Genomic DNA, 25588 nt, shown 5'->3' with positions numbered 1-25588 from the left:
GTGGCGAAGACCGCTCTGAAGAACAAGGCTGCCAAGAAGCAGAAGTTCGCCGTGCGCGCCTACACGCGGTGCCAGCGGTGCGGACGCCCGCACTCGGTGTACCGCAAGTTCGGCCTGTGCCGCATCTGCCTGCGCGAGATGGCCCACGCCGGCCAGCTCCCGGGCGTCACCAAGTCCTCTTGGTGACCCACGTTCTCCATCCACTCCACTCCATCACAGGTCCCCGGGTGCGCTGCGGCGCGAGGGGAGCGGACCACCGCTCCACCCGGCGAAACCAGGATGAGGAAGGGCGCGACTGCCCATGACCATGACTGATCCGATCGCGGACATGCTGACCCGCGTGCGCAACGCCAACTCGGCGCAGCACGACGAGGTCCGCATGCCGTTCTCGAAGCTGAAGGCCCACATCGCTGACATCCTCAAGGCCGAGGGTTACATCGGTGAGTGGACCGAGGAGGAGGCGGAGGTCGGCAAGACCCTCGTCATCTCCCTGAAGTACGGCCCGAACCGGGAGCGTTCCATCGCAGGTGTTCGTCGGGTGTCCAAGCCCGGCCTGCGTGTGTACGCGAAGTCGACCAACCTGCCCAAGGTCCTTGGTGGCCTGGGTATCGCGATCCTGTCGACCTCGTCGGGCCTTCTGACCGACAAGCAGGCTGCAGCCAAGGGCGTGGGTGGGGAAGTCCTCGCCTACGTCTGGTGAGCCCAGGACGAGGAAGGAACTAGAGAATGTCTCGTATTGGACGTCTTCCCGTCACTGTGCCCAGTGGTGTCGACGTGACCATCGATGGCCAGGACGTGAAGGTCAAGGGCCCCAAGGGTGAGCTCTCCGTCACGATCCCCGGACCGATCACGGCCGCGAAGAACGACGAGGGTGCCGTGGAGCTGTCCCGCCCGGACGACGAGCGCGACTCCCGCGCCCGTCACGGTCTGAGCCGCAGTCTGGTGCAGAACATGGTGGTCGGTGTGACCGAGGGGTACTCCAAGACCCTCGAGATCAACGGCACCGGTTACCGCGTGGTGGCCAAGGGCTCGGACCTCGAGTTCGCCCTGGGCTACTCGCACCCGATCCTGGTGAAGGCCCCCGAGGGCATCACCTTCGCCGTCGAGAGCCCGACCCGGTTCTCCGTGAGCGGCATCGACAAGCAGCTCGTGGGCGAGGTCGCGGCCAACATCCGCAAGCTGCGCAAGCCCGACCCGTACAAGGCCAAGGGTGTGCGCTACGAAGGCGAGCACATCCGCCGCAAGGTCGGAAAGGCTGGTAAGTAAGCCATGGCAAAGATCGTGAAGCGCGCCAAGGGCAACGTCGCCGCGCGCGACCGTCGCCACGCCCGTCTGCGCAAGAAGGTCTCCGGCACGGCCGAGCGTCCCCGTCTGGCCGTGCACCGGTCGAGCCGTCACATGTTCGTCCAGGTGATCGACGACGTGCAGGGCAAGACCCTCGCGTCGGCGTCCACCATGGAGACCGAGCTGCGTGGCGCCGAGGGTGACAAGTCCGCCAAGGCCCGCAAGGTCGGCGAGCTCGTCGCCGAGCGCGCCAAGGCCGCTGGTGTCGAGGCCGTCGTCCTGGACCGTGGGGGCAACCGGTACGCCGGTCGCGTCGCCGCGGTGGCCGACGGTGCCCGTGAGGGCGGTCTGGCGCTGTGATGACTGACATGACCCATGCAACTCAGGGAAAGGACCTCTGATGGCTGAGACTCAGCAGGGAGGCGAGCTCACCGGCGCAGAGGCTCAGAAGACCAGCGCTGGTGACCGCACCAACGAGCGGTCCGGCAACGACCGCAACGACCGCGGTGGCCGCGGCGGCAACGACCGTGGTGGCCGTGGTGGCCGCGGTGGCCGTGACGGCGGTCGCGACGAGGGCAACCAGTACCTCGAGCGCGTCGTCACCATCAACCGCGTCGCCAAGGTCGTGAAGGGTGGTCGTCGCTTCAGCTTCACCGCCCTGGTCGTGGTGGGCGACGGTGACGGCAACGTCGGCGTCGGCTACGGCAAGGCCAAGGAGGTGCCGCTGGCGATCTCCAAGGGTGTCGAGGAGGCGAAGAAGAACTTCTTCCGCGTCGCCCGCATCGGCGGCACCATCCCGCACCCCACTCAGGGTGAGGATGCTGCCGGCATCGTCATGCTCCGTCCGGCCTCGCCGGGTACCGGTGTGATCGCCGGTGGTCCGGTCCGCGCCGTCCTGGAGTGCGCCGGCATCCACGACGTGCTCACCAAGTCGTTGGGTTCGGACAACCAGATCAACATCGTGCACGCCACGGTGAAGGCACTGAAGCAGCTCGAGCAGCCGGAGGCCGTGGCCGCGCGCCGTGGTCTGCCGCTCGAGGACGTGGCCCCGGCCGCGATGCTGCGCGCCCGTGCCGCGGCTGCCGGAGAGGGGGCCTGATGGCCACGCTCAAGGTGACCCAGGTCCGTTCCGCGATCGGCTCGAAGCCGCAGCACCGTGAGACGCTGCGCAGCCTCGGCCTGAAGCGGATCGGCCACACGGTCGAGAAGCCGGACCGCCCGGAGATCCGGGGCATGGTCAAGAGCGTCACCCACCTGGTGACGATGGAGGAGGTGAACTGAGGATGGCAACCAAGGAGACGAACGCGGCTCAGGCCGCGGCGGCCGAGTCGCCGCTGAAGGTCCACGACCTCCGTCCCGCCCCCGGTGCCAAGAAAGCCAAGACCCGTGTGGGTCGTGGTGAGGCGTCGAAGGGCAAGACCGCCGGTCGCGGTACCAAGGGAACGAAGGCTCGTTACCAGGTGCCCGAGCGGTTCGAGGGTGGCCAGACGCCGCTGCACATGCGTCTGCCGAAGCTGCGTGGCTTCAAGAACCCGTTCAAGGTGACCTACCAGGTCGTGAACGTGGACCAGATCGCCACGCACTTCCCGCAGGGCGGCGAGGTGAACGCCGCGACCCTGGTCGAGGCCGGCCTCATCCGCAAGAACCAGCCCGTCAAGGTGCTGGGTTCCGGTGAGATCTCGGTCGCGGTCAACGTGACCGCCGACAAGTTCTCGGCTTCGGCCGAGCAGAAGATCTCCGCTGCGGGTGGCTCCACCACCACCACGCTCTGAGGTCCTCGGACCACAACCTTGCAGGGTCCCACCCGTCACTGACGGAGTGGGGCCCTGCTGGTGTTAGGGTCACCTAGCGCCACATGCGCCATCGTGGGTCGACCGGTAGAGGTCGCACCGCCCACCCACCCGTAGGACGTGCCCCCCGGCACGATCGACTGGACGGCCGCCGCAGGTCGGTCCACATGGAGGTTTCGTGCTCAGCTCATTCGGTCGGGCGTTCCTGACTCCCGACCTGCGTGGCAAGTTGCTGTTCACGCTCGCGATCATGGCGCTCTTCCGCCTCGGGTCGCACGTGCCCACACCCGGCATCGACTACAGCCTCGTGCAGACCTGCCAGGCCAACGGCGCGGGGACGAACTCCCTGCTGGGCCTGACGAACATGTTCTCCGGGGGAGCGCTGCTCCAGCTGTCGATCTTCGCGCTGGGGATCATGCCCTACATCACCGCGAGCATCATCGTGCAGCTGCTCACCGTGGTGATCCCGCACTTCGAGCGCCTCAAGCAGGAGGGCTCCGCGGGCCAGGCGAAGATGACGCAGTACACGCGCTACCTGACCATCGGTCTGGCCGTGCTGCAGTCGACCACGCTCATCAGCTTCGCGCGCAACCCCCACCAGCTCTTCGGTGGCACCCCTGCCCAGTGCCCGACGGTCATGACCAGCGAGTCGCTGGGCACCGTGGCCCTGATGGTGCTGACCCTCACCGCCGGCACCGGCCTGGTGATGTGGCTCGGTGAGACCATCACCGAGAAGGGCATCGGCAACGGCATGTCGCTGCTGATCTTCACGGCCATCGCCGCCGGCTTCCCCGGCTCGTTGTGGGCCATCAAGGACCGTGGCTGGGACAAGTTCGCGATGGTGCTGCTGCTCGGCCTGGTGATCCTCACCATCGTCGTGTTCGTGGAGCAGTGCCAGCGCCGGGTCCCGGTGCAGTACGCAAAGCGCATGGTCGGTCGCCGCATGTACGGCGGCACCTCGACCTACATCCCGCTCAAGCTCAACATGGCGAACGTGATCCCGATCATCTTCGCCAGTTCCATCCTGATGCTGCCGATGATGGTGGCGCAGTTCCAGACGCCCAACGACGGCTCGCGTCCGCCGGCCTGGGTGGAGTGGGTCTCGCGGCACCTGCAGATGAGCACCGACCCGGTCTACGTGATCGTGTACTTCGCGCTCATCGTCTTCTTCGCCTTCTTCTACACGTCGATCACCTTCGACCCGGACGACGTCGCGGACTCCATGAAACGCTATGGCGGTTTCGTGCCGGGCGTGCGTGCCGGCCGCCCGACGGCCCAGTACCTGCGCTACGTCCTGAACCGCATCACGGCCCCCGGTGCCCTGTACCTGGGCATCCTGGCCCTGATCCCGCTCTACGCGTTCGACCGCCTCGGCGCGATCGGTGACTTCCCCTTCGGCGGTGCCTCGCTGCTCATCGTCGTGGGTGTCGGACTGCAGACCGTGAAGCAGATCGAGTCCAAGTTGCAGCAGCACGAGTACGAAGGATTCCTCCGATGACCCGCATGATCATCCTCGGCCCCCCCGGGGCCGGCAAGGGCACCCAGGCCGCGCTCATCGCCGAGCGCTACGGCATTCCGGCCATCTCCACCGGCGACATCTTCCGCGCCAACATCAAGGCGGAGACCGAGCTGGGCAAGCAGGTCAAGGAGATCACCGCATCGGGTGCCCTGGTGCCCGACGAGCTGACCAACCGCATCGTGGAGGACCGGCTCGCGCAGACCGACGCCCAGGAGGGCTTCCTGCTGGACGGCTACCCGCGCAATCTCGGCCAGGTCGAGGCGCTGGACACGATGCTGCGGGCCACCGGTCAGTCGCTCGACGTCGTGATCGAGCTCGTGGTGGACACCGAGGAGGTCGTCCAGCGCCTGCTCAAGCGCGCCGAGGTCGAGGGCCGCGAGGACGACACCGAGGAGGTCGTCCGTCACCGCATGGACGTCTACACCGAGCAGACCGCGCCGCTCAGCGAGGCCTACGACAAGCGCGGCCTGCTCGAGCGCGTGGACGGGCTGGGCGAGGTCGATGAGGTGACCGCCCGCATCACCGAGGTGCTCGACCCCATCGCCGGCCCGGCCTGACGTGCTGGGGTGCGGCAAGCGGCTCACGGGGAAGAGCGACCAGCAGCTGGGGGCGATGCGGGTCGCCGGCCTGGTCGTCGCCCGCACCCTGGAGTTGGTGCGGGAGTCGCTCGAGCCGGGTCGCACCACCGGTGAGCTCGACGCCATCGCGGAGGGCTCCATCCGCGGCGACGGCGCGGTCCCGAGCTTCAAGGGCTACCACGGCTTCCCGGGCTCCCTCTGCGTGAGCGTCAACGACGAGGTCGTCCACGGCATCCCGGGGGAGCGGCGCCTGGCCGCCGGTGACCTGGTGAGCGTGGACTGCGGCGCGATCGTGGACGGGTGGCACGGCGACGCGGCGCGCTCCTGGGTGGTGCCCGGAGCCCCTGCCGACGAGGCGACCGACGCCCTGGTGGAGGACACGCGCCTCTCGATGTGGCACGGCATCGCGGCCCTGCGTACCGGGGGGCGGCTCTTCGCCATCGGGGACGCCATCCAGGAGCTGCTCGAGGAGCGCGAGGCACAGCGCGGCCTGACCTACGGCATCGTCGAGGAGTACGGCGGCCACGGGATCGGCCGGGAGATGCACATGGAGCCGTGGATCCCGAACTACGCGGCGCGGGGTTCCGGTGGCACGGTGCCGAAGGGGTTGACCGTCGCCATCGAGCCGATGGTGACCCTGGGGAGCCCCGACAACCGCACCCTCGCCGACGACTGGACGGTCGTCACGCAGGACGGGTCGCGCGCCTGCCACTGGGAGAACACGGTGGCCGTGACCGAGGGCGGGCTCTGGGTGCTCACCGAGCTGGATGGGGGAGCGGCCGGCCTGGCCGAGGTGGGTGCGACCTTCGCTCCGCTGGGCGACTGACCCGGATTCGTGCCCGGCGGCCTTCTGCGATAGGCTGACCAGTCGGGTATTCGTGTGTCCACCTCGCGCCCTCGGGCTGGAGGGGCGCCGAGCCCGCAGTCTATGGCCGAACCCATCCGGGGGGAGGCCGACCAAGTGAGTAGCGGAGGACATGGCCAAGAAGGACGGCGTCATTGAGGTCGAGGGCACGATCGTCGAGGCTCTGCCGAACGCAATGTTCCGCGTGGAGCTGACCAACGGCCACGTGGTTCTCGCCCACATCTCGGGCAAGATGCGACAGCACTACATCCGGATCCTCCCCGAGGACCGCGTGGTGGTGGAGCTCAGCCCGTACGACCTGTCCCGCGGTCGCATCGTCTTCCGCCACCGCTGAGGAGCCCCGCGCTCCCCAGCCTCACCCACCATCCGCACCGTTCACGCCTGTGGGGTCCGCCCCGCGGGCGTGTGCGCACGATCCGAAGGCACTGGCACATGAAGGTTCAGCCGAGCGTCAAGAAGATCTGTGACAAGTGCAAGGTGATTCGCCGCAACGGCCGAGTCATGGTGATCTGCGACAACCTGCGCCACAAGCAGCGCCAGGGCTGACGCACTCGCCGCACGCGACACGGATCGCACGTCCCCGCACCGTCGGGGGCGACTGCTTGACAACAGCATGATGACAATGCATCACCCGACCCCCGCAGAGCTGCGGGACGTCACCCCCGGCGTGGAGGCCGGGGACCGGACCCACTGGATCATCCAGAGGCAGTGGAACCCCGGGTTGGTGGTGCACCAGACCTCCACGACCACAGACAAGGAACACGATGGCACGTCTCATCGGTGTCGACCTCCCGCGTGACAAGCGCGTGGAGATCGGCCTCACGTACATCTTCGGTGTGGGTCGTACCCGCGCCCTGCAGGCCGTCGAGGCCTGCGGTATCGACCGCTCCACCCGGGTGAAGGACCTGAACGACGAGCAGCTCGTCGCTCTGCGTGACTTCCTCGAGGGCAACTTCCAGCTCGAGGGTGACCTCCGCCGTGAGGTGGCCGCCGACATCCGCCGCAAGGTCGAGATCGGTAGCTACCAGGGCCTGCGCCACCGCCGTGGCCTCCCGGTGCGCGGCCAGCGCACCAAGACCAACGCGCGTACGCGCAAGGGCCCCAAGAAGACGGTTTCCGGCAAGAAGAAGGCCTGAGCCCCCGCTCAGCCTCCTCACCCCCCAGCTCTAGTCAGGAGTAAGCATGCCCCCCAAGACTCGCGCCGCGGCCTCGCGCACGCGCCGTCGTGTCAAGAAGAACGTCGCGGCAGGCCACGCGCACATTCGCTCGACGTTCAACAACACCATCATCTCCATCACGGACCCCAGTGGCGCCGTGATCGCGTGGGCCTCCGCCGGCCAGGTCGGCTTCAAGGGCTCCCGCAAGTCGACCCCCTACGCCGCGCAGATGGCCGCCGAGGCCGCTGCCCGTCGTGCCATGGAGCACGGCATGAAGAAGGTCGACGTGTTCGTCAAGGGCCCGGGCCCCGGTCGTGAGACCGCCATCCGTTCCCTCACCGCCACCGGCCTGGAGGTCGGCTCCATCTCTGATGTGACGCCGGTCGCCCACAACGGTGTTCGTCCGCCCAAGCGTCGTCGGTTCTGAGAGGAAAGGACTGAATCATGGCTCGTTACACCGGCCCCATCACCAAGAAGTCCCGCCGTCTCAAGGTCGACCTCGTCGGCAGCGACAAGAGCTTCGACGCCCGCCCGTACCCGCCCGGCATGCACGGGCGTCGTCGGACGCAGGAGAAGGAGTACCTGGCCCAGCTGCAGGAGAAGCAGAAGGCCCGCTTCATGTACGGCGTCATGGAGAAGCAGTTCCGTCGCTACTACGCGGAGGCCGCTCGTCGTCCCGGCAAGACCGGTGACAACCTGCTGACCATCCTCGAGTCGCGTCTGGACAACGTCATCTACCGCGCCGGCATCGCGCCGACCCGCCGGGCCGCCCGTCAGTTGGTGACCCACGGTCACTTCCTGCTGAACGGCCAGCGCGTCGACGTGCCGTCGATCCAGGTGTCGAAGTTCGACATCATCGACGTCCGTCCGAAGTCGGCCGAGACCCAGCCGTTCGAGATCGCTCGCGAGACCTTTGGTGAGCGCCCGGTCCCGGCTTGGATGAAGGTCGTGCCCGGTTCGCTGCGCGTCCTCATCTTCGACCGCCCGGTGCGGGAGCAGATCGACACCGTTCTGGCCGAGCAGCTCATCGTGGAGCTCTACTCCAAGAACTGATCAGCGACTCCGGTCGCCACCGCACCCGGCCCACTGCCAGGTGCACCGGCTCCGGTGGTCGACAGATGCCACCGGAGCCCCTGGCCCGACGCGCGCGTCGGGTGTCACTGCCAGCAGCGTCATATAGCGGTCGCTGCGCGGAAAGGAAACGCACGTGCTGATTGCCCAGCGCCCCACCCTCTCCGAGGAGAAGGTCTCCGAGGCCCGTTCCCGGTTCACCATCGAGCCGCTGGAGCCCGGCTTCGGCTACACCCTCGGCAACTCGCTCCGCCGCACCCTGCTCTCGAGCATCCCGGGTGCCGCGGTCACCAGCATCCGCATCGACGGTGTGCTGCACGAGTTCTCCACCGTTCCCGGTGTGAAGGAGGACGTCACCGAGCTCATCCTCAACATCAAGTCCCTCGTCTTCTCCTCGGAGCACGACGAGCCCGTGGTGGCCTACCTGCGCAAGCAGGGTTCGGGTGAGATGACCGGTGCCGACATCAGCTGCCCGGCAGGTGTCGAGGTGCACAACCCCGACCTCTACCTGGGTGCGCTGAACGACGAGGGTGCGATCGACCTCGAGCTCACCATCGAGCGTGGCCGCGGCTACGTCTCGGCGCAGCAGAACAAGGGCGGCGAGCAGGAGATCGGCCGGATCCCGGTCGACTCCATCTACTCGCCGGTGCTGTCGGTCACCTACAAGGTGGAGGCCACCCGTGTCGAGCAGCGCACCGACTTCGACAAGCTGATCGTCGACGTCGAGACCAAGAACTCCATGTCCCCGGCCGATGCCATGGCCTCGGCCGGCAAGACGCTGGTGGAGCTCTTCGGTCTGGCGCGCGATCTCAACGTCGAGGCCGAGGGCATCGAGATGGGCACCGTGCAGACGGACGCCTCGCTGGCCGCCGACCTGGCGTTGCCGGTGGAGGAGCTCAACCTGTCCGTGCGTTCCTACAACTGCCTGAAGCGCGAGGGCATCCACACCGTGGGTGAGCTCGTGGCACGCAGCCAGGCGGACCTGCTGGACATCCGCAACTTCGGCAACAAGTCCATCGACGAGGTGCAGGTCGAGCTCCACAAGCTCGGTCTGGCCCTCAAGGACACGCCGGCCGACTTCGACCCGTCCACCATCGTGCTCGACCGCGACGAGGACGAGGCCGCCGACGACGAGGTCCTCGAGGACGAGCAGTACTGAGGGTCCGCCCGCAGTGACATCCGACGACCGCGCAGCGGGCGTCGCTGACACTTGGAAAGCACAGGAGAAATCACATGCCTACCCCGAAGAAGGGCCCGCGCCTGGGCAGTGGCCCGGCGCACGAGCGGCTGCTGCTGGCCAACCTGGCCACCTCGCTGTTCGAGCACGACCGCATCACGACCACGGAGGCCAAGGCCAAGCGCCTGCGCCCCCTGGCCGAGCGGATGATCACCTTCGCCAAGAAGGGTGACCTGCACAACCGTCGCAAGGTCATGACCGTGATCCGCGACAAGTCCGTCGTGCACAAGCTGTTCACCGAGATCGCCCCCGACGTGGCCGACCGCGAGGGTGGCTACACCCGCGTCGTGAAGATCGCGCCGCGCAACGGTGACAACGCGCCGATGGCCGTCATCGAGCTCGTCCGCGAGCCGGTGGCCCGCAAGGCCGTCGTGACCGAGGCCGAGCGCGCGAACCAGAACGCCGCCCGCGCCGCGGCTGCCCCCGCCGCGGAGGAGACCGCTGAGGTCGACGCCGCATCGGCCGCCGTGCCGGTGGAGGACACCGCTGCCGAGACCCCGGCCGACGCGACCACGGACACCGTGGACGCTGCCGACGCCGCTGTGGCTGCTGACGCCGCGGTCGCCGAGGGCGACGCGATCGAGGCCGGCAAGACCAAGTCCGGCAAGGACCTGCCGACCGGGGCCGCCAACGCCCTGGCCGACGGTGCCGCTCCCTCCGAGGAGTACACGGTCAAGGGCAACATGGACTCCGGCAAGTACCACCAGCCCGGTGGCCGCTGGTTCGAGTCGACCGTTGCCGAGGTCTGGTTCAAGAGCGAGGCCGACGCCGAGGCCGCTGGCTTCACGAAGGCCGGCAGCTGACCGCAGGCAGAACCACACGACGCAGCCCCCCACCTCCTGCGAGGTGGGGGGCTGCGTCGTGTTCGCAACCGTCCGGGCCGGGGCGGGCTCAGGTGGTGGTCGCGGCGCCCTCCTCGGGGGTGCTGGCCGTGATGACGGTCCCGTCGGCGCGGGCCCGGCCGACCTGGCACCCGGGCGAGAGCACCGCATCGAGACGCTCTCCCTGTCCGTCCAGGGCGACCGTGGTGGTCTCCGGGCCGACGGACACCGGCTCACCCCGCACGATGAGGGTGACCGGCTCCGCGCCGCTGGCCGGGCCGGTCTCGGCGGTGAGCTCCATGGACTCCTGCGCCACGCGGATGCGCAACCGGCTGCCCCGCCACTGCACCCGGAAGGTGATCTCGTCCCAGTCCTCGGGGAGGCGCGGGTCGAAGGTGAGCTGGCCAGCGACGGCGCGCATGCCGCCGAAGCCGGAGACCAGGGCGCTCCACACGCCGCCCGAGTTGGCGATGTGCATGCCGTCCTCGGTGTTGGAGTGGGCGTCGGCCAGGTCCACGTAGAGCGCCCGCAGGAAGTAGTCCAGCGCCATGCGGTGGTACCCGACCTCGGCGGCCATGATCGACTGCACGACGGCCGAGAGGGTGGAGTCCCCGGTGGTGATGGGGTCGTAGTACTCGAAGTTCGCCCGCTTCTGCTCGAGGGTGAACCGGTCGCCCTGCAGGAACAGTGCCAGCACCACGTCGGCCTGCTTGAGCACCTGGTAGCGGTAGATCACCAACGGGTGGTAGTGCAGCAGCAGCGGGTGCTTCTCCGGTGGGGTGGCCGCCAGGTCCCAGATCTCCCGGTCCAGGAAGTGCTCGTCCTGGGGGTGGATGCCGAGGGCCTCGTCGTAGGGGATGTGCACGGCAGCGGCGAGGCGCTCCCAGGTCTGTGCCTCGTCCTCGCGGAGGTCCAGCCGCTCGACGGCCTCGGAGTGGGCCTGCGGGTCCTCCTCCGCGAGCCGGGCGAGGGCGCTGGCGGCGCGCTCCAGGTTGTACCGGGCCATGACGTTGGTGAAGAGGTTGTTGTTCACCACCGCGGTGTACTCGTCCGGTCCGGTGACGCTGTGGATGTGGAAGCTCGGCTCGTCGCCGTGCCGCCAGAACCCGAGGTCGGCCCACATCCGTGCGGTGCCCACGAGGATGTCGACGGCGTCGCGCCGGGCGAGGTGCTCGTCACCGGTGGCGTCGAGGTACTTGGTCAGGGCGTAGGCCACGTCGGCGTCGATGTGGTACTGGGCGGTGCCGGCCGCGTAGTAGGCGCTGGCCTCCTCGCCGTTGATGGTGCGCCAGGGGAACAGCGCGCCCTCCAGGGCGAGGTCGGCGGCGCGCTCCCGGGCCTTGGGCAGCAACCGCGAGCGGAAGTGGAGGGCGTTGCGGGCCAGGTGCGGCATCGTGTAGGTCAGGAACGGCACCACGTAGGCCTCGGTGTCCCAGAAGTAGTGGCCCTCGTAGCCGCTGCCCGTGACGCCCTTGGCCGGGATGCCCTCGCGGTCCGCGCGGCCGGTGGCCTGCGCCAGCGAGAACAAGGCGTAGCGCACGGCCTGCTGGATGGCCGGGTCGGCGGGCACCTCCACGTCGGCGTTGGCCCAGAAGTCCGCGAGCCAGTCGGCCTGGGCGGCGTGCGCGGCGGCGACGCCCTCGGAGGCCAGTCGGTCCAGGGTGCGGTGGCAGCGGTCGAGCAGCTCCGGCACCGGCACCCCGGTGGAGGAGTGGTAGCTGACCCACTTGTCCAGGCGGAAGCTCTGCCCCTCCTGCAGGCGGAAGGCGTAGACCTGCTTGGCCTGGTCCTCGGTGACCACCTGGCTGGGGCGCACCTCCGCATCGGTCGTCACCTGGTGCTCCACGCCCACGCCGAGCGTCATGCGCGAGTTGGTGGTGCGCCACCCCATCGCCAGGCGCCGGTCGGTGGTCTCCTGGGCCTGCGACTGCAGCACGCGGTGCCCGAAGGTGGCGGCCTTGCGCGGGTCGAAACCGGCGCCCAGGGACTTGGAGTCGACGGCGTACTCGTCGCTGCCGTCCTGGCGGTTGAGGATCTGGCTCGACACGGTCAGCGCCGCGTCACCACTCAGCATCTGGACCTCCAGGGAGAGCAGCGCGAGGTGCCGTTCCGCGAACGAGACGAGGCGCTCGGAGTGCACGCGCACCCGCTTGCCCGCGGGAGTGCGCCACACGACGTCGCGGGTGAGGGTGCCCGCCCGCATGTCCAGGGAGCGCTCGTAGGACTCGATGTCCGCCGTGGCCAGGATGAAGGGCTCGTCGTCCACGTACAGCTTCATCAGCTTGGCGTCGGGGGCGTTGACGATCGTCTGGCCCACCTTGGCGAAGCCATAGGCCTCCTCGGCGTGCTTGATGCGCCAGGTCTCGTGGACGCCGTTGACGAAGGTGCCGTGGGTGTGGGCCTCGCGGCCCTCCTCGGGGTTGCCCCGCAGGCCCAGGTAGCCGTTGGCCACGGCGAAGAGGGTCTCGGTGTGGCCGAGGTCCTCGCTGCGGCAAGCGGTCTCCACGAGCCGCCAGGGGTCGATGGGGAAGCGCGTGCGGTCCATCGGGTCGGTGCGGGGTGCGCCGTCGGCGTGGGCGGTGACGTGGTTCGCGGCGGTCACGGGACGAGCTCCTGGAGGTCGGTGATCACGAGGGTGGCCCCGGCATCGGTCAGGGCGGTGGCCCCGGCGCCGCGGTCCACGCCGATGACCTGGGTGAAACCGCCGTCGGCTGCCGCCTTCACGCCCGAGGTCGCGTCCTCGAACACGGCGGTCGATGCGGGGGAGACGCCGAGCTGCTCGGCGGCGGCCAGGAAGGTGTCGGGGGCGGGCTTGCCCGGCAGATCGCGCTCGGCGGCGACGCGGCCGTCGACGACCACCGGGAAGTGGTGGTCCAGGCCGGCGGCGCGCAGGACGGCGGTGGCGTTGGTTGACGAGGAGACGATGGCCATCGGCGTGCCGACGGCGGCGAGGTGCTCCACCAGGGCGACGGACCCGGCGTAGGGGGCCACCCCATCGCGGGCGAGGATGGCGGTGAAGGTGGCGTTCTTGCGGTTGCCCAGCCCGCGGACGGTCGGGGCGTCCGGGGCGTCGTCGGCGGTGCCCTCGGGCAGGGTGATGCCGCGCGAGGCGAGCAGGTCGCGGACGCCGTCGTAGCGGGGCTTGCCGTCGACGTGGTCGTAGTAGTCCTGCGCGGTGTACGGCGCGATGGCCTCGCCGGTGTGGGCGGCGTGCTCGGCCAGGAAGGCGGTGAAGAGGTCCGCCCAAGCCTGCTGGTGCACGTCGGCGGTGGGGGTGAGGACGCCGTCGAGGTCGAACAGGACCGCGCCCAGGCGCGTGAGATCGGGGTGCTCGGGCATGGGTTCGAGCCTAGGTGAGGCCTGAGCGGTGGCTCGTGTCCTGACCCTGTGTGGGTCATCACGGTGGCGCACGCGGCCGTCTCGTGCGCCGGTACCCTCGCGCCCATGCCGCGCCTTCGCCTCGACTTCGCCTACGACGGCCGTGACTTCCACGGGTGGGCCACCCAACCGGGGCTGCGGACGGTGCAGGAGACGCTCGAGCGTGGCCTCGCCACCGTCCTGCGCGCGCAGGATGTCTCGCTCACCGTGGCCGGGCGGACCGATGCGGGCGTGCACGCCACCGGTGCCGTGTGCCACCTGGACGTGGCCCACGCGGCGTGGGCTGCGGTGCCCGGGCGTTCCGACCGGGCCCCGGCCGAGGCGCTCGTGACCCGCTTGGCCGGAGTGCTTCCTGCGGACCTGGTCGTCCACCGCGCCACCGAGGTCCCCGACGCCTTCGACGCGCGCTTCTCCGCCCTGCGGCGTCACTACCGCTACCTGCTGTGCGACCGGCGAGAGACCCTCGATCCCCGGCGGCGCGGAATGGTCGTGGCGTGGCGCAAGCCCCTGGACGCCGAGGCCATGCACGCCGCCGCACAGCAGCTCGTGGGGTTGGGGGACTTCGCCGCGTTCTGCAAGCCGCGCGAGGGGGCCACCACCGTGCGCACCCTGGAGCGCTTCACCTGGCACCGGGATGAGCAGGGCTGGGTGGTGGGGGAGGTCTCGGCCGACGCCTTCTGCCACTCGATGGTGCGGGCTCTCGTGGGGGCAGTCGTGCCCGTGGGCGAGGGGCGGCAGCCCGTCGACTGGCCCCGGCAGGTGCAGGAGGGTCGTGAACGGCTCGGGGCGGTGCAGGTGATGCCGGCGCACGGCCTCACCCTGGTGGCGGTGGACTACCCGCCGGACGAGGAGCTCGCCGCCCGTTCGGCCGAGAGCCGCGCGATGCGGGCGCCGCTCGCCTGACTCGCCTGCGCCCTTCGCGCTGTTCGCCCCGTTCGGCAGGCCGCCCCGCCGGACGGGGGACCTGCCCGCCCCGTCCGGCGGGGCGGCCTGACGCACCCGTTCACTCCACCGGCAGCAGGGCCGTCCAGGCCACCACGCGCCGGGCGCCGGGCGTGCCCTGGCCGATGCGGCGGTAGCGAGCCACCACCGCATCGAGCTCGGCCCGCAGGGCCACCGCCTGGTCGGCGCTCACCAGCACCGCCCCGTCCTGCAGTCCGGTCGCCGCAGCCCAGGCGGGGTCCTCGGTCGCGGTGTCGATGTGGGTGTGCGCCCGCCGGGTGAAGAGGTCCACCAGGTCGTGGTCGAGCCAGGTCGACAGTGCTGCCTCCGTCTCGTCAGCCTCCCCCGCCTCTCCCGGCTCCCCGGCCGGGGTCCAGGAGTCCTGGACCGCGGACCAGAAGCGCCGGCGGCCGGGGCCGTCCTCGGCGGTGACGAACCCGGCGGCCTCGAGTGCGCGCAGGTGGTAACTGGTCACCCCGGTGTTCGTGTCCAGTCGCCGCGCGAGGTCGGCGGACGTGGCGGTGCCGTGCAGCCGCAGCTCGGTGACGAGGCGGGTCCGCATCGGGTGGGCGAGCGCGCGGGGGTCGGCGCGGCCGGTCCCAGCGGGAGGATGAGGAGGAGCCATACTGTGCACAATACCTGTGCACAGTATGTGTGCACAGCCCAGTGCGGGACCCGTCGAAGGGGCCGTACGCCGCATCGTTCCAACGATTCGAGCCCCGGCGGCAGCGACTTGGGCACTGGCGGCGGGGCCCGTAAACTAGGGGGTCGGCGCTGCGCCGGGAGCATCACCACGACGCTGTCCGTCACCTCACCAGGTGGACGAGACCCACTGTGGCCGGCACCCGTCAGCGCGCGACCCCCTGTACGACCCTCGAGAAAGTGCGATTCATGCGTACCCACACCCCGAAGCAGGCGGAGATCCTGGACGGCCGCGTCTGGCACGTCATCGACGCCACCGACGTGGTGCTCGGCCGCCTCGCGAGCCACACCGCAGCGCTGCTGCGCGGCAAGCACAAGGCGAACTTCGCGCCCCACGTCGACACCGGCGACTACGTCATCATCATCAACGCCGAGAAGGTGGCCCTGACCGGCGCCAAGCTCGCCCAGAAGCGTGCCTACCGCCACTCCGGCTTCCCGGGCGGCCTGCGCTCGGAGAACTACGCCGAGATGCTGGAGAAGCACCCCACCCGTGCGGTGGAGAAGGCCGTCCGCGGCATGCTCCCCAAGAACCGTCTGGGCCGTCAGCAGATCACCAAGCTGAAGGTCTACGCCGGCGCCGAGCACCCGCACGCCGCGCAGCAGCCCCAGCCCTTCGAGATCACCCAGGTTGCGCAGTAAGGCCACGGGCCCCGCGCAGAACAGACACCAAGGAGAAACCCGTGGCTGAGAACACCACCGAGATCACCGACGTCGAGGGTGACGAGATCCCGATGACGTCCTACACCTCCGAGTCCGCCCCGGCAGGCGAGGCGCAGGCCGCCGGCGGCGAGCGTCGCCCGATGGCTTCCGGCCCCGGTGCCGGTCTGGGCCGTCGCAAGCAGGCCGTGGCCCGCGTGCGCCTCGTGCCGGGCTCCGGCACCTGGACCATCAACGGTCTGTCGCTGGAGGAGTACTTCCCCAACAAGCTGCACCAGCAGGAGGTCAACGACCCGCTGACGCTGCTGGAGCTCAAGGACCAGTTCGACGTGATGGTCCGCGTCCACGGCGGTGGCAAGTCCGGCCAGGCCGGCGCCGTCCGTCTGGGTGTGGCCCGTGCGCTGAACGGGATCGACTCCGAGCTCAACCGCCCGGCCCTGAAGAAGGCCGGCTTCCTGACGCGTGACCCGCGTGCGACCGAGCGCAAGAAGGCCGGTCTCAAGAAGGCCCGCAAGGCCTCGCAGTTCAGCAAGCGCTGACCGACCTCGTTGTCCCCGACAAGCGCTGACCGACCTCGTTGTCCCCGAAGGGCCTCCGCCAGCTGGCGGAGGCCCTTCGGCCGTCTGGGGGCGGTCACCGCAGGGCTCCTGCCGGGGGGCGCAGGTGCGGCGCTCGGCACGCTGTCCCCCGGTGCCGTGTGAAGGTCGCCACGTCCGAAAGCGGGGGCGCGGGCCGGAGCCGTCGGTACAGTGCCCGGTATGCCACGACTTTTCGGAACCGACGGCGCCCGCGGCCTGGCCAACGCGGACATCACCCCCGAGCTCGCCCTGGGCCTGTCGCTGTCCGCGGCGCGCGAGGTGCTGAGCGCTGAGGAGGTGAGCCCCCGGGCCCTGACGACCCACTCCTCGGAGGACCCGGAGCGCAACACGCGCCCCCACGCCATCGTGGGCCGCGACCCGCGGGCCAGCGGCGAGTTCCTCAGCGCCGCCACCGTGGCCGGGCTCGCCTCGGCCGGCCTGGACGTCTACGACGCCGGTGTGCTGCCGACGCCCGCCATCGCCTTCCTCACCAAGACCACGCACGCCTGCCTGGGCGCCATGCTCTCGGCCTCCCACAACCCGATGCCGGACAACGGCATCAAGTTCTTCGCCGACGGCGGGTTCAAGCTCCCCGACGAGCTGGAGGACCGCATCGAGGCCGGCATGGGCGCGGACTGGGAGCGCCCCACCGGCGCCGAGGTCGGCCGGGTCTTCACCTACGAGCGCGGTGCCGACGCCTACGTCGAGCACCTGCTGGATGCCCTGCCCAACCGCCTCGACGGGCTGCACGTCGTCATCGACGCCGCCAACGGTGCGGCCAGCGAGGTGGGCTCGCGCGCCTTCCGCGAGGCCGGTGCCAAGGTGACCGTCATCGGCAACGACCCCGACGGCCTCAACATCAACGACGGCTGTGGTTCCACCCACCTGGGTCCGCTGCAGGCCGCCGTGCCCTCCTACGGGGCGGACTTCGGCGTGGCCTTCGACGGCGACGCCGACCGCTGCCTGGCCGTGGACGCCGAGGGCAACGAGATCACCGGCGACCAGGTGATGGCGCTGCTCGCCCTGGCCCTCAAGGACCGCGGGGACCTGGCCAACGACACGCTCGTGGCCACCGTCATGTCCAACCAGGGCCTGGTGCAGGCCATGGAGACCGCGGGCATCACCGTGCTGCGCTCCAAGGTGGGCGATCGCTACGTGCTGGAGGACATGCGCGCGGGTGGCCACACCCTCGGCGGTGAGCAGTCCGGTCACGTGATCATGCTCGAGCACGGGACCACCGGCGACGGGGTCCTCACGGGCCTGATGCTGGCCGCGCGCGTCGCGGAGACCGGCAAGACCCTGGCGGAGCTCGCCAGCTGCATGGAGCTGCTGCCGCAGCAGCTGATCAACGTCAAGGACGTGGACAAGGAGCGTCTCGAGGGCGACGCCGCCGTCGCGCAGGCCGTGGCCGAGGTGGAGGCCGAGCTGGGCACGGGCGGTCGTGTCCTGCTGCGCAAGTCCGGCACCGAGCCGGTGGTCCGCGTGATGGTGGAGGCGCCGACGGCCGACCTCGCCGCGGCCAAGGCCGAGCAGCTCGCCGACGTGGTGCGGCAGTCGCTGGCGCTGTGATCCGATGCGGTGCGCCGCCCTTCCCGGGCGGCGCACCGGGGGTGGGTCGGCGGCCCGCCGGTCAGTCTCCGGGCGGGCGCCACGAGGGTCAGAGCCCCTGGCGGGCCACCTCGCGGATGGTGCCGTTCGCGAGGTCGTAGGCCGCCCCGACGATGCCGAGCGTGCCGTCCTCCAGGCGCTCGCCGATGAGGCGGGAGCGCTCCGGCAGCAGGTCCACCGTGGCGGCCACGTGATGCTCCATCACGCCCCGGGCGTCGGTCACCCCGGCGCGGTGCGCCATCAGCACGCTGGGGGTCACCTTCTGCACGACGTCCGACAGGTGGCCCGGGGGCAGGGTGCCGGTGGCGTGGGCGTCCAGGGCGGAGCTCACGGCGCCGCACGAGTCGTGGCCCAGCACCACGATGAGGGGGATCCCCAGCACGTGGCTGCCGAACTCGAGCGTGCCGAGCACCGCGGAGTCCATCACCTGGCCGGCGGTGCGGGTGACGAACAGGTCGCCGATGCCGCGGTCGAAGATCATCTCGGCCGCCACCCGGGAGTCCGCGCAGCCGAAGACGGTGGCGAAGGGGGCTTGGCCGGCGGTGAGGGTGGCGCGCCGGGCCGCGTCCTGGTTGGGGTGCTGGGGGGCGTCGGCCACGAAGCGGGCGTTGCCCTCCAGCATCGTGGCCCAGGCCTCCGCGGGGGTGGGGGAGTCGTCCTGCATGGGGTCATTTCACCACGGGGGGCGCCGGGTCAGGGGGGCGAGCCGAGCCCAGGTCTCAATTCGGTAAACGTCCGGTCCCGCCCCCCGGGGGGTCGCCCGGCGTGCATAGGGTGGCCCGAGGAGCACGTGAACATCGGGTGAACCAGCGTGTTCTGCCCTGCGGCAGGGGTGACCCATGGTCCGGTGGGAGCACAGGATCAGCCCAGAGCCTGCATCGAGAGGAGAGTCGCATGGGACGGCGCAGCACACAGGCGCGATGGGCCACCGGCGTGGCACTCGGCGCCCTGGTCGTCACGGGGTGCGGGGGTTCTGAGGAACCCGCCGGCGGGTCGAAGGAGCTGACCTGGTACATCAACCCCGACGGCGGGGGCAACAACCCCAACGGTGGCGGGCAGGCCCAGATCGCACGCCAGTGCTCCGAGGCGTCCAACGGGGCCTACACGATCCGTACAGAGCTGCTCCCCCGCAGCGCCAGCGACCAGCGCGTGCAGCTCCTGCGCCGCGTCGCCGCCGGTGACCCGGGCGTCGACATCATGAGCATGGACCCGGTCTTCGTGGCCGAGCTCGCGAACGCCGGGTTCCTCGCGGACGTGCCGGAGGAGCTCGAGGACGAGTTCACCGAGGACCGTGTGGAGTCGGCCATCGAGGCCTCCACCTGGCAGGGCGAACTGGTGGCCGTGCCGTTCTGGGCCAACACGCAGGTGCTCTGGTACCGCAAGTCCGTGGCCGAGGCCGCGGGTCTGGACATGAGCAAGCCCGTCACCTGGGACCAGATCACCGAGGCCGCCGCCAGCCAGGACAAGACCGTGGGCGTGCAGGCGATGCCCTACGAGGGCTACGCGGTCTGGATCAACGCCCTGATCGCCGGCGCCGGAGGCGAGATCGTGAAGAACCCCGGTGCGAAGGCGGACGAGACCGAGCTCGGCATCGACAGCGAGGCCGGGCGCAAGGCCGCCGCCATCATCGAGAAGATCTCCTCCACCGGCGTCGGCGGACCGGCCCTGGGCACCACGGACGAGACGGTGGCCCTCAACAGCTTCTCCTCGCCGGCCAGCTCCGGGTTCATGGTCAACTGGCCGTACGTGTGGGCTGCCTTCCCGGCGAACGGGGTGAAGTTCATCGACGACATCGGGTGGGCGCGCTTCCCGGCCACCGTCGAGGGCGAGGACAGCGCCCCGCCGTTCGGTGGCATCGAGCTGGGCGTGAACGCCGGCAGCGACGCCCCGCAGGAGTCCTACGATGCCATCCGGTGCATCGCCAACCACGAGCACCAGACGATGTACATGAAGAACATCGGCAACCCGGCCTCGCGCCAGAAGGTGTTCGACGAGCCGGAGATCAAGGAGCAGTTCCCGATGGCGGAGTTGCTGCGCGAGTCGCTGGACGAAGCGGTCCCGCGTCCCCAGAGCCAGTTCTACAGCGACATCTCCACCGGGCTGCAGCGTTCGTTCAGCCCGCCCGACGAGGTCGGCCCTGACAGCACGCCGAAGCAGGCGCAGGAGTTCATCCTGGCCGTGATCCGAGGGGAGAAGCTGCTGTGAGCACCGCCGTCGACCACGCACCGGAGGCCGGGGGCACCCCCCGGGCCGGCAAGCGCAGGATGAGCGACCGGGCCCGGGGGGAACGCAACCTCGGCTGGATGCTGAGCGCTCCGGCCTTCCTCATCATGATCGGGGTCACGCTCTTCCCGATCCTGTACGCCCTGTACAACTCGCTGTTCCGCTTCCGGCTCACCGACCCCGACAGCAAGGCCTTCGTCGGGCTCAACAACTACGTCACGGCCCTCTCGGACGGCTACTGGTGGCAGGCCACGGGCGTCACGGCCCTCATCACCGTCATCACCGTGGTGGTCGAGCTCGTGCTGGGCTTCGGCATCGCCCTGCTGATGCACCGGGTGGTGCTGCCGCGGCGGACGCTGCGCACCATCGTGCTGATCCCGTACTCGATCATCACCGTGGTCTCGGCCTACGCCTGGCTGTACGCCTTCCGCGTGGACACCGGCTTCGTGAACCACTGGGCCAACACGCTGACCTTCGGAGCCTTCGGCGCCGACTTCAACTGGTTCGGCTCGTTCTGGCCGGCCGTCACGGTCATCTCGATGTCCGAGATCTGGAAGACCACCCCGTTCATGTCGCTGCTGCTGCTCGCCGGTCTGGCGCAGATCGACGGCGCGATGGAGGAGGCCGCCAAGGTGGACGGCGCCAGCTTCTGGCAGCGCCTGACCAAGGTGGTCCTGCCCAACATGAAGGCCGCCGTGATGGTGGCGCTGCTGTTCCGCACCCTGGATGCCTTCCGCATCTTCGACAACCCGTTCATCATGACCGGCGGTGCGAACGACACCTCGACACTCTCGATGGTGGTCTACCGCCAGACCATCGAACGCATGGACATCGGGCTCGGCTCGGCACTGTCGGTGCTGCTGTTCCTCTACGTGGTGATCATCGCGTTCATCTTCGTCAAGGTGTTCAACGTCAACCTGACGGAAGGGAAGTGAGCGGCCATGGCTGACCAGCCGACCTCCACCAAGGGCAAGTGGCCCCTGTTCCTCATCTCGCTGCTGGTGATCGCCTACACGATGATCCCGCTGCTGTGGATGTTCGCCCTGTCCGTCAAGAGCGACGCGGCCCAGTCGAACACCGAGCTCAACACCTTCGGCAACTTCTGGCCCACCGGCGAGGGGTTCACCTGGGACAACTACACGCTGATCCTCACCGGCGACGCGCAGCCGCTGTTCGTCCCGGCGCTGATCAACTCGATCGTGATCTGCCTTCTGGCCACCGTGATCTCGGTGGCGCTCGCCACGCTGTGTGCGTACGCGATCAGCCGGCTGAAGTTCCCCGGCAAGGGCATGATCCTGTTCACCGCGCTGACGGTCAGCTTCTTCCCCGTGGTCTCGCTGGTGACGCCGATCTTCAACGTGTGGCGCACCATCGGCCTGTTCGACACCATCCCCGGCCTGGTCATCCCCTACCTGTCGCTCACGCTCCCGCTGGCCATCTGGACGCTGACGGCGTTCTTCCAGCAGATCCCGTGGGAGATGGAGCAGGCGGCCCAGGTGGACGGTGCCACCAGCTGGCAGGCCTTCCGCAAGGTGATCGTGCCGCTGGCCCTGCCGGGTGTGTTCACCACGGCCATCATCGTGTTCTTCACCGCATGGAACGACTTCGTGTTCGCGGTGTCGTTGTCCAGTGAGCAGGCACGCACCGTGCCGGCCGCGCTGGCCTTCTTCACCGGCGCGAGCCAGTTCCAGCAGCCGACCGGCGCCATCGCAGCGGCCTCGGTCATCGTCACCATCCCGGTGGTCATCCTGGTGCTGCTCTTCCAGCGCCAGATTGTCGCCGGCCTCACCTCGGGAGCCGTCAAGGGCTGACGCCCGCGACGTCCCACGACTGCTTCCGACGCAAGGAGAGTTCTCATGGCTCGCATCACCCTCAAGGACATCGAGAAGACCTACCCCGACGGCTTCCATGCGGTGAAGGGCGTCGACCTGGACATCGCGGACGGGGAGTTCGTGATCCTGGTGGGCCCGTCCGGTTCCGGTAAGTCCACGCTGCTGCGCATGATCGTCGGGTTGGAGGACATCACCAGCGGGGAGCTCACCATCGGCGAGAAGGTCGTGAACGACCTGGCGCCGAAAGACCGCAACCTGGCGATGGTGTTCCAGAACTACGCGCTGTACCCGCACATGTCGGTCTTCGAGAACATCGCCTTCCCGCTGCGGCTGGCGAAGGGCTCGATGTCCAACGACGAGATCACCCGGCGTGTGAACGCGGCCGCGGAGATGCTGGAGCTCGGCGACCACCTCCACCGCAAGCCCGGCAACCTCTCCGGGGGCCAGCGCCAGCGCGTCGCGATGGGGCGCGCGATCGTCCGCAACGCCGAGGCCTTCCTGTTCGACGAGCCGCTGTCCAACCTGGACGCCAAGCTCCGTGGGCAGATGCGTACCGAGATCGCGCGCATGCAGCGCCGGCTGGGCATCACCACCGTGTACGTGACGCACGACCAGACCGAGGCCATGACCCTCGGCGACCGCGTGGCGGTCCTGAAGAAGGGTGAGCTGCAGCAGGTGGCCTCGCCGCGGGAACTCTACGAGCAGCCGATCAACCTGTTCGTGGCCGGCTTCATCGGCTCCCCGCCCATGAACTTCGTGCCCGCGCGCGTGAAGGGCGACCAGCTCGAACTGCCCTTCACGACGGTGCCGATGGCGCCGGTGCTGGCCAAGCGCGTGGCCCACAAGGACATCGTGATCTGCGGCATCCGCCCCGAGCACTTCAAGGACACCGCCGCCCCGGACGCCCCGCGTGAGGGCGCTCGCTTCACCGCCCCCATCGACCAGACGGAGTGGCTGGGCAACGAGCAGTACGCCTACATTCCCTTCGAGGCCGAGCCGAGCGTGCTGGAGCACCTGGACGAGCTGGAGAAGGAGCTGGACGGCGAGGGTGCACGCACCCAGCTGGTCGTGAACCTCTCGACCCAGAGCCGCATCGTGGAGGGTGACGACGCCGAGCTGATCTTCGACCCGCGCCAGATGCACGTCTTCGACCCCGAGAGCGGGGAGAACTTCACCCGCGACGACCGCGCGGCCCAGCAGATCGCGAAGGAGCAGGAGGAGCTGCGCAAGCGGGCGCTCGAGCGGGCCCGGGAGCGCGACGGCGCCGAGCAGGAAAGCGCTGACCGTGACGGTGCCGCGCGTGAGGGGGCCGAGCAGGAGCGCGCCCAGCGCTGAGGCTGGATCGGCCGGGTGCGTCAGGCCCCGGGGAGTTCCGCGCGGCTCGGGCCGCCGGCCCCGGGGCGCTGCACCGTCCAGGCCGCGGTCGCCACGCCACGCTCCACGGCTGCCTGAACCGCCTCGGTGCTCCACACCCCACAAGGCCGATGGGGTGACCCCTCATCGGTGTCCGTCGCGCCCCGCGCGCCCAGGATGCCGGCCTCGAGCAGCCCGGAGAGCAGCCCCGCCATGAACGAGTCCCCGGCGCCCACCGTGTCGGCCACCCTCACGCTCGGCGCAGGGACGTCCACCCGCGCCACCTCACCGACCGTCGACGCCTCGCCCGTGCGCAGCAGTGCCGTGGCGCCCTCACCGCCCCGGGTCACGACCGCCAGGTGCGGTCCGAGTTCCAGGAGGTGGCCTGCGGCCTCCTCCCAGGAGCTGTCGGGCTGGAACCAGGCGAGGTCCTCGTCGCTGCACTTCACGACGTCCGCCAGGGCCACGAACTGCTCGCTCGCGGCGCGCGCATGACGCGCCGCCCCCATCACCCCGGGGCGCGCGTTGGGGTCGTAGGAGAGGGTGTGCGTCGCCCGCAGCTGCTGCAGGTGCTCTCGGAGTGCCTCGGCGCCCGGGGCGAGGACCGCGGCCAGGCTGCCGGTGTGCACGTGCCCCACCCCGCCGGTGGCGTCCAGGTGCCTTTGCACCGCAGCGGCGTCGTACTGCCAGGTCAGGTCGAAGGTGTACTGCGCCGCGCCGGCGGCGTCCAAGCGCGCCACGGCCGTGGGTGTGCGCTCGGCGGCGCGGCTGCCCGGGGCGAGGCCGGTGCCGGCCTCGTGCACGGTCGCGGCGATGCGGTCGCCCCGCTCGTCGGTGCCGACGTGCGTCGCCAGCCAGGCGGGGTGGCCGAGCCGAGCCAGGCCCATGGCGACGTTCGCGGGGGAGCCGCCGACGTGCTCGGCGGGCGGCCCCCCATCGGCGGGGTGGACGACGTCGACGAGGGCCTCACCGACGACCAGGACGCCGCCGGTGCCGGTCACGGGACTTCGGTGACCTTCTGCAGCTGGTGGCGGCCGATGACCTCGCGGATGGTGCCGGAGGCCGAGCGCATGACCAGGGAGTGGGTCTCGGCGCCGCCGCCGTGGTAGCGCACGCCGTCCAGCAGCTCGCCGTCGGTGATGCCCGTCGCCACGAAGTAGCAGTCGCCGGTGACGAGCTCGTCGGTGGTCAGGACGCGGCTCAGGTCGTGCCCGGCCTCCTCGGCCTTGGCGCGCTCGGCGTCGTCCTGCGGCCACAGACGGCCCTGGATGGCGCCGCCCATGCACTTCATGGCGCAGGCCGCGATGATCCCCTCGGGGGTGCCACCGATGCCCATGAGCATGTCGATGCCGGAGGTCGGGCGGGCGGCCATGATGGCGCCGGCGACGTCGCCGTCGGAGATGAAGCGGATGCGGGCGCCGGCCTCACGGATCTCGGACACGAGCTGGTCGTGGCGGGGGCGGTCCAGGACGACGACCGTGAGGTCCTCGACGTCCTTGCCCAGCGCCTTGGCCACGTTGCGGACGTTGTCGCCGGTGCTGGCCGCGATGTCGATGGCGTCCTTGGCCTGCGGGCCGACGGCGATCTTCTCCATGTAGAACACGGCGCTGGGGTCGTACATCGAACCGCGCTGGGCGACCGCCATCACCGAGACGGCGTTCGGCATGCCCTTGGCGGTCAGCGTCGTGCCGTCGATGGGGTCCACAGCCACGTCCACCTCGGCTCCGGCCCCGTCACCCACGCGCTCGCCGTTGTACAACATCGGGGCGTTGTCCTTCTCGCCCTCGCCGATGACGACGACGCCGTTCATGGCGACCGTCGAGATCATCTCGCGCATGGCGGCCACCGCAGCGCCGTCGGCGGTGTTCTTGTCGCCGCGGCCCACCCAGCGTCCGGCGGCGATGGAGGCCGACTCGGTGACGCGCACCAGCTCCATGGCCAGGTTGCGATCAGCGCGCAGGGGGGACGTGGACGTGGTGGTCATGAACTCTCC

The 25588-nt window shown here is 69.9% G+C and carries 31 protein-coding genes; 25 read left to right on the top strand and 6 right to left on the bottom strand.

Annotated elements, in window-relative coordinates; genetic code table 11:
- The 17 genes from KSED_RS10160 (at position 1) to rplQ (ending at position 10304) form a co-directional block, all read left to right on the top strand.
- Positions 1-186 (top strand): type Z 30S ribosomal protein S14, encoded by a 186-nt coding sequence (locus tag KSED_RS10160; protein WP_015780006.1) that lies wholly within the window; start codon positions 1-3, stop codon positions 184-186.
- A 115-nt stretch (positions 187-301) separates the two neighbouring features.
- Positions 302-700 carry a 30S ribosomal protein S8 gene (gene rpsH, locus KSED_RS10155; protein ID WP_015780005.1) on the top strand — a complete coding sequence of 133 codons (399 nt, stop codon included), beginning with the start codon at positions 302-304 and terminating at the stop codon, positions 698-700.
- Between the two features lie 26 nt (positions 701-726).
- Entirely contained in the window at positions 727-1266 is a 540-nt protein-coding gene (gene rplF, locus KSED_RS10150) for a 50S ribosomal protein L6 (RefSeq protein WP_015780004.1), read from the top strand.
- 3 nt (positions 1267-1269) lie between these two features.
- The gene (gene rplR, locus KSED_RS10145; protein ID WP_015780003.1) at positions 1270-1644 is read left to right on the top strand and encodes a 50S ribosomal protein L18; all 375 of its coding nucleotides are present in this window, start codon (positions 1270-1272) and stop codon (positions 1642-1644) included.
- A 40-nt stretch (positions 1645-1684) separates the two neighbouring features.
- Complete coding sequence (rpsE, locus tag KSED_RS10140; protein WP_015780002.1) at positions 1685-2383, top strand: 30S ribosomal protein S5; 699 nt, start codon at positions 1685-1687, stop codon at positions 2381-2383.
- Positions 2383-2565, top strand: coding sequence for a 50S ribosomal protein L30 (gene rpmD, locus KSED_RS10135; RefSeq protein WP_015780001.1), 183 nt, complete (start codon positions 2383-2385; stop codon positions 2563-2565). Before rpsE ends, rpmD begins: the two co-directional genes overlap by 1 nt.
- 2 nt (positions 2566-2567) lie before the next feature.
- A complete protein-coding gene (gene rplO / locus KSED_RS10130; RefSeq protein ID WP_015780000.1) occupies positions 2568-3056 on the top strand; it encodes a 50S ribosomal protein L15 in 489 nt (162 codons plus the stop codon).
- Between the two features lie 196 nt (positions 3057-3252).
- Positions 3253-4572, top strand: coding sequence for a preprotein translocase subunit SecY (secY, locus tag KSED_RS10125; RefSeq protein WP_015779999.1), 1320 nt, complete (start codon positions 3253-3255; stop codon positions 4570-4572).
- Positions 4569-5150 (top strand): adenylate kinase, encoded by a 582-nt coding sequence (locus KSED_RS10120; protein ID WP_015779998.1) that lies wholly within the window; start codon positions 4569-4571, stop codon positions 5148-5150. Before secY ends, KSED_RS10120 begins: the two co-directional genes overlap by 4 nt.
- 1 nt (position 5151) lies before the next feature.
- Entirely contained in the window at positions 5152-5997 is an 846-nt protein-coding gene (gene map / locus KSED_RS10115; RefSeq protein ID WP_015779997.1) for a type I methionyl aminopeptidase, read from the top strand.
- Between the two features lie 151 nt (positions 5998-6148).
- On the top strand, positions 6149-6370 hold the full coding sequence (gene infA, locus KSED_RS10110; protein ID WP_015779996.1) for a translation initiation factor IF-1: 222 nt from the start codon (positions 6149-6151) through the stop codon (positions 6368-6370).
- Between the two features lie 98 nt (positions 6371-6468).
- The gene (gene rpmJ / locus KSED_RS10105; protein ID WP_007928044.1) at positions 6469-6582 is read left to right on the top strand and encodes a 50S ribosomal protein L36; all 114 of its coding nucleotides are present in this window, start codon (positions 6469-6471) and stop codon (positions 6580-6582) included.
- Positions 6583-6800: 218 nt separating this feature from the next.
- Positions 6801-7172, top strand: coding sequence for a 30S ribosomal protein S13 (gene rpsM, locus KSED_RS10100; RefSeq protein WP_015779995.1), 372 nt, complete (start codon positions 6801-6803; stop codon positions 7170-7172).
- Between the two features lie 46 nt (positions 7173-7218).
- On the top strand, positions 7219-7620 hold the full coding sequence (gene rpsK / locus KSED_RS10095) for a 30S ribosomal protein S11 (protein ID WP_015779994.1): 402 nt from the start codon (positions 7219-7221) through the stop codon (positions 7618-7620).
- A 17-nt stretch (positions 7621-7637) separates the two neighbouring features.
- Positions 7638-8246, top strand: a complete 609-nt coding sequence (rpsD, locus tag KSED_RS10090; protein WP_015779993.1) for a 30S ribosomal protein S4 — start codon at positions 7638-7640, stop codon at positions 8244-8246.
- A gap of 154 nt (positions 8247-8400) precedes the next feature.
- On the top strand, positions 8401-9423 hold the full coding sequence (locus tag KSED_RS10085; RefSeq protein WP_015779992.1) for a DNA-directed RNA polymerase subunit alpha: 1023 nt from the start codon (positions 8401-8403) through the stop codon (positions 9421-9423).
- A gap of 74 nt (positions 9424-9497) precedes the next feature.
- Complete coding sequence (gene rplQ / locus KSED_RS10080) at positions 9498-10304, top strand: 50S ribosomal protein L17, sunset domain variant (protein ID WP_015779991.1); 807 nt, start codon at positions 9498-9500, stop codon at positions 10302-10304.
- Between the two features lie 88 nt (positions 10305-10392).
- Here rplQ and KSED_RS10075 read toward each other — a convergent pair whose 3' ends face one another.
- A complete protein-coding gene (locus KSED_RS10075) occupies positions 10393-12924 on the bottom strand; it encodes a glycoside hydrolase family 65 protein (RefSeq protein ID WP_015779990.1) in 2532 nt (843 codons plus the stop codon).
- Entirely contained in the window at positions 12921-13661 is a 741-nt protein-coding gene (locus tag KSED_RS10070; protein WP_015779989.1) for an HAD family hydrolase, read from the bottom strand. Before KSED_RS10070 ends, KSED_RS10075 begins: the two co-directional genes overlap by 4 nt.
- A gap of 105 nt (positions 13662-13766) precedes the next feature.
- Between KSED_RS10070 and truA the strand changes: the two genes are divergently transcribed.
- Entirely contained in the window at positions 13767-14603 is an 837-nt protein-coding gene (truA, locus tag KSED_RS10065; RefSeq protein ID WP_041291572.1) for a tRNA pseudouridine(38-40) synthase TruA, read from the top strand.
- A gap of 100 nt (positions 14604-14703) precedes the next feature.
- On the opposite strand, the gene KSED_RS10060 is transcribed toward truA, so the two are convergent.
- Positions 14704-15267, bottom strand: coding sequence for a helix-turn-helix domain-containing protein (locus KSED_RS10060; RefSeq protein WP_015779987.1), 564 nt, complete (start codon positions 15265-15267; stop codon positions 14704-14706).
- A gap of 266 nt (positions 15268-15533) precedes the next feature.
- Between KSED_RS10060 and rplM the strand changes: the two genes are divergently transcribed.
- From rplM to glmM, 3 genes are all read left to right on the top strand, one after another.
- A complete protein-coding gene (gene rplM / locus KSED_RS10055; protein ID WP_015779986.1) occupies positions 15534-15983 on the top strand; it encodes a 50S ribosomal protein L13 in 450 nt (149 codons plus the stop codon).
- A gap of 92 nt (positions 15984-16075) precedes the next feature.
- On the top strand, positions 16076-16540 hold the full coding sequence (gene rpsI, locus KSED_RS10050; RefSeq protein WP_169307818.1) for a 30S ribosomal protein S9: 465 nt from the start codon (positions 16076-16078) through the stop codon (positions 16538-16540).
- 219 nt (positions 16541-16759) lie between these two features.
- Positions 16760-18148 (top strand): phosphoglucosamine mutase, encoded by a 1389-nt coding sequence (gene glmM / locus KSED_RS10045; protein ID WP_015779984.1) that lies wholly within the window; start codon positions 16760-16762, stop codon positions 18146-18148.
- An 88-nt stretch (positions 18149-18236) separates the two neighbouring features.
- Here the strand turns inward: glmM and KSED_RS10040 are convergent, their stop codons facing one another.
- The gene (locus KSED_RS10040) at positions 18237-18851 is read right to left on the bottom strand and encodes a carbonic anhydrase (protein WP_015779983.1); all 615 of its coding nucleotides are present in this window, start codon (positions 18849-18851) and stop codon (positions 18237-18239) included.
- A gap of 230 nt (positions 18852-19081) precedes the next feature.
- On the opposite strand from KSED_RS10040, the gene KSED_RS10035 reads away from it, so the two are divergent.
- Genes KSED_RS10035 through KSED_RS10020 form a run of 4 tightly spaced genes read left to right on the top strand, consistent with a single transcriptional unit; the run spans position 19082 to position 23577 of the window.
- Positions 19082-20392, top strand: coding sequence for an extracellular solute-binding protein (locus tag KSED_RS10035; RefSeq protein WP_015779982.1), 1311 nt, complete (start codon positions 19082-19084; stop codon positions 20390-20392).
- Positions 20389-21345, top strand: a complete 957-nt coding sequence (locus KSED_RS10030) for a carbohydrate ABC transporter permease (RefSeq protein WP_015779981.1) — start codon at positions 20389-20391, stop codon at positions 21343-21345. The genes KSED_RS10035 and KSED_RS10030 overlap by 4 nt, the downstream gene beginning before the upstream one ends.
- Positions 21346-21351: 6 nt before the next feature.
- The gene (locus tag KSED_RS10025; RefSeq protein ID WP_015779980.1) at positions 21352-22221 is read left to right on the top strand and encodes a carbohydrate ABC transporter permease; all 870 of its coding nucleotides are present in this window, start codon (positions 21352-21354) and stop codon (positions 22219-22221) included.
- A 45-nt stretch (positions 22222-22266) separates the two neighbouring features.
- Entirely contained in the window at positions 22267-23577 is a 1311-nt protein-coding gene (locus KSED_RS10020; protein ID WP_015779979.1) for an ABC transporter ATP-binding protein, read from the top strand.
- A 20-nt stretch (positions 23578-23597) separates the two neighbouring features.
- Here KSED_RS10020 and KSED_RS10015 read toward each other — a convergent pair whose 3' ends face one another.
- Both KSED_RS10015 and glpX read right to left on the bottom strand, forming a co-directional pair.
- A complete protein-coding gene (locus tag KSED_RS10015) occupies positions 23598-24596 on the bottom strand; it encodes a carbohydrate kinase family protein (RefSeq protein ID WP_015779978.1) in 999 nt (332 codons plus the stop codon).
- Positions 24593-25579, bottom strand: coding sequence for a class II fructose-bisphosphatase (gene glpX, locus KSED_RS10010; protein WP_015779977.1), 987 nt, complete (start codon positions 25577-25579; stop codon positions 24593-24595). Before glpX ends, KSED_RS10015 begins: the two co-directional genes overlap by 4 nt.
- Positions 25580-25588: the final 9 nt, after the last annotated feature.

Source organism: Kytococcus sedentarius DSM 20547 (genome assembly GCF_000023925.1).
Lineage (GTDB): Bacteria > Actinomycetota > Actinomycetes > Actinomycetales > Dermatophilaceae > Kytococcus > Kytococcus sedentarius.
The sequence above is the reverse complement of the archived record's forward strand: the minus strand, read 5'-3'. Positions and strand labels throughout refer to the sequence as shown.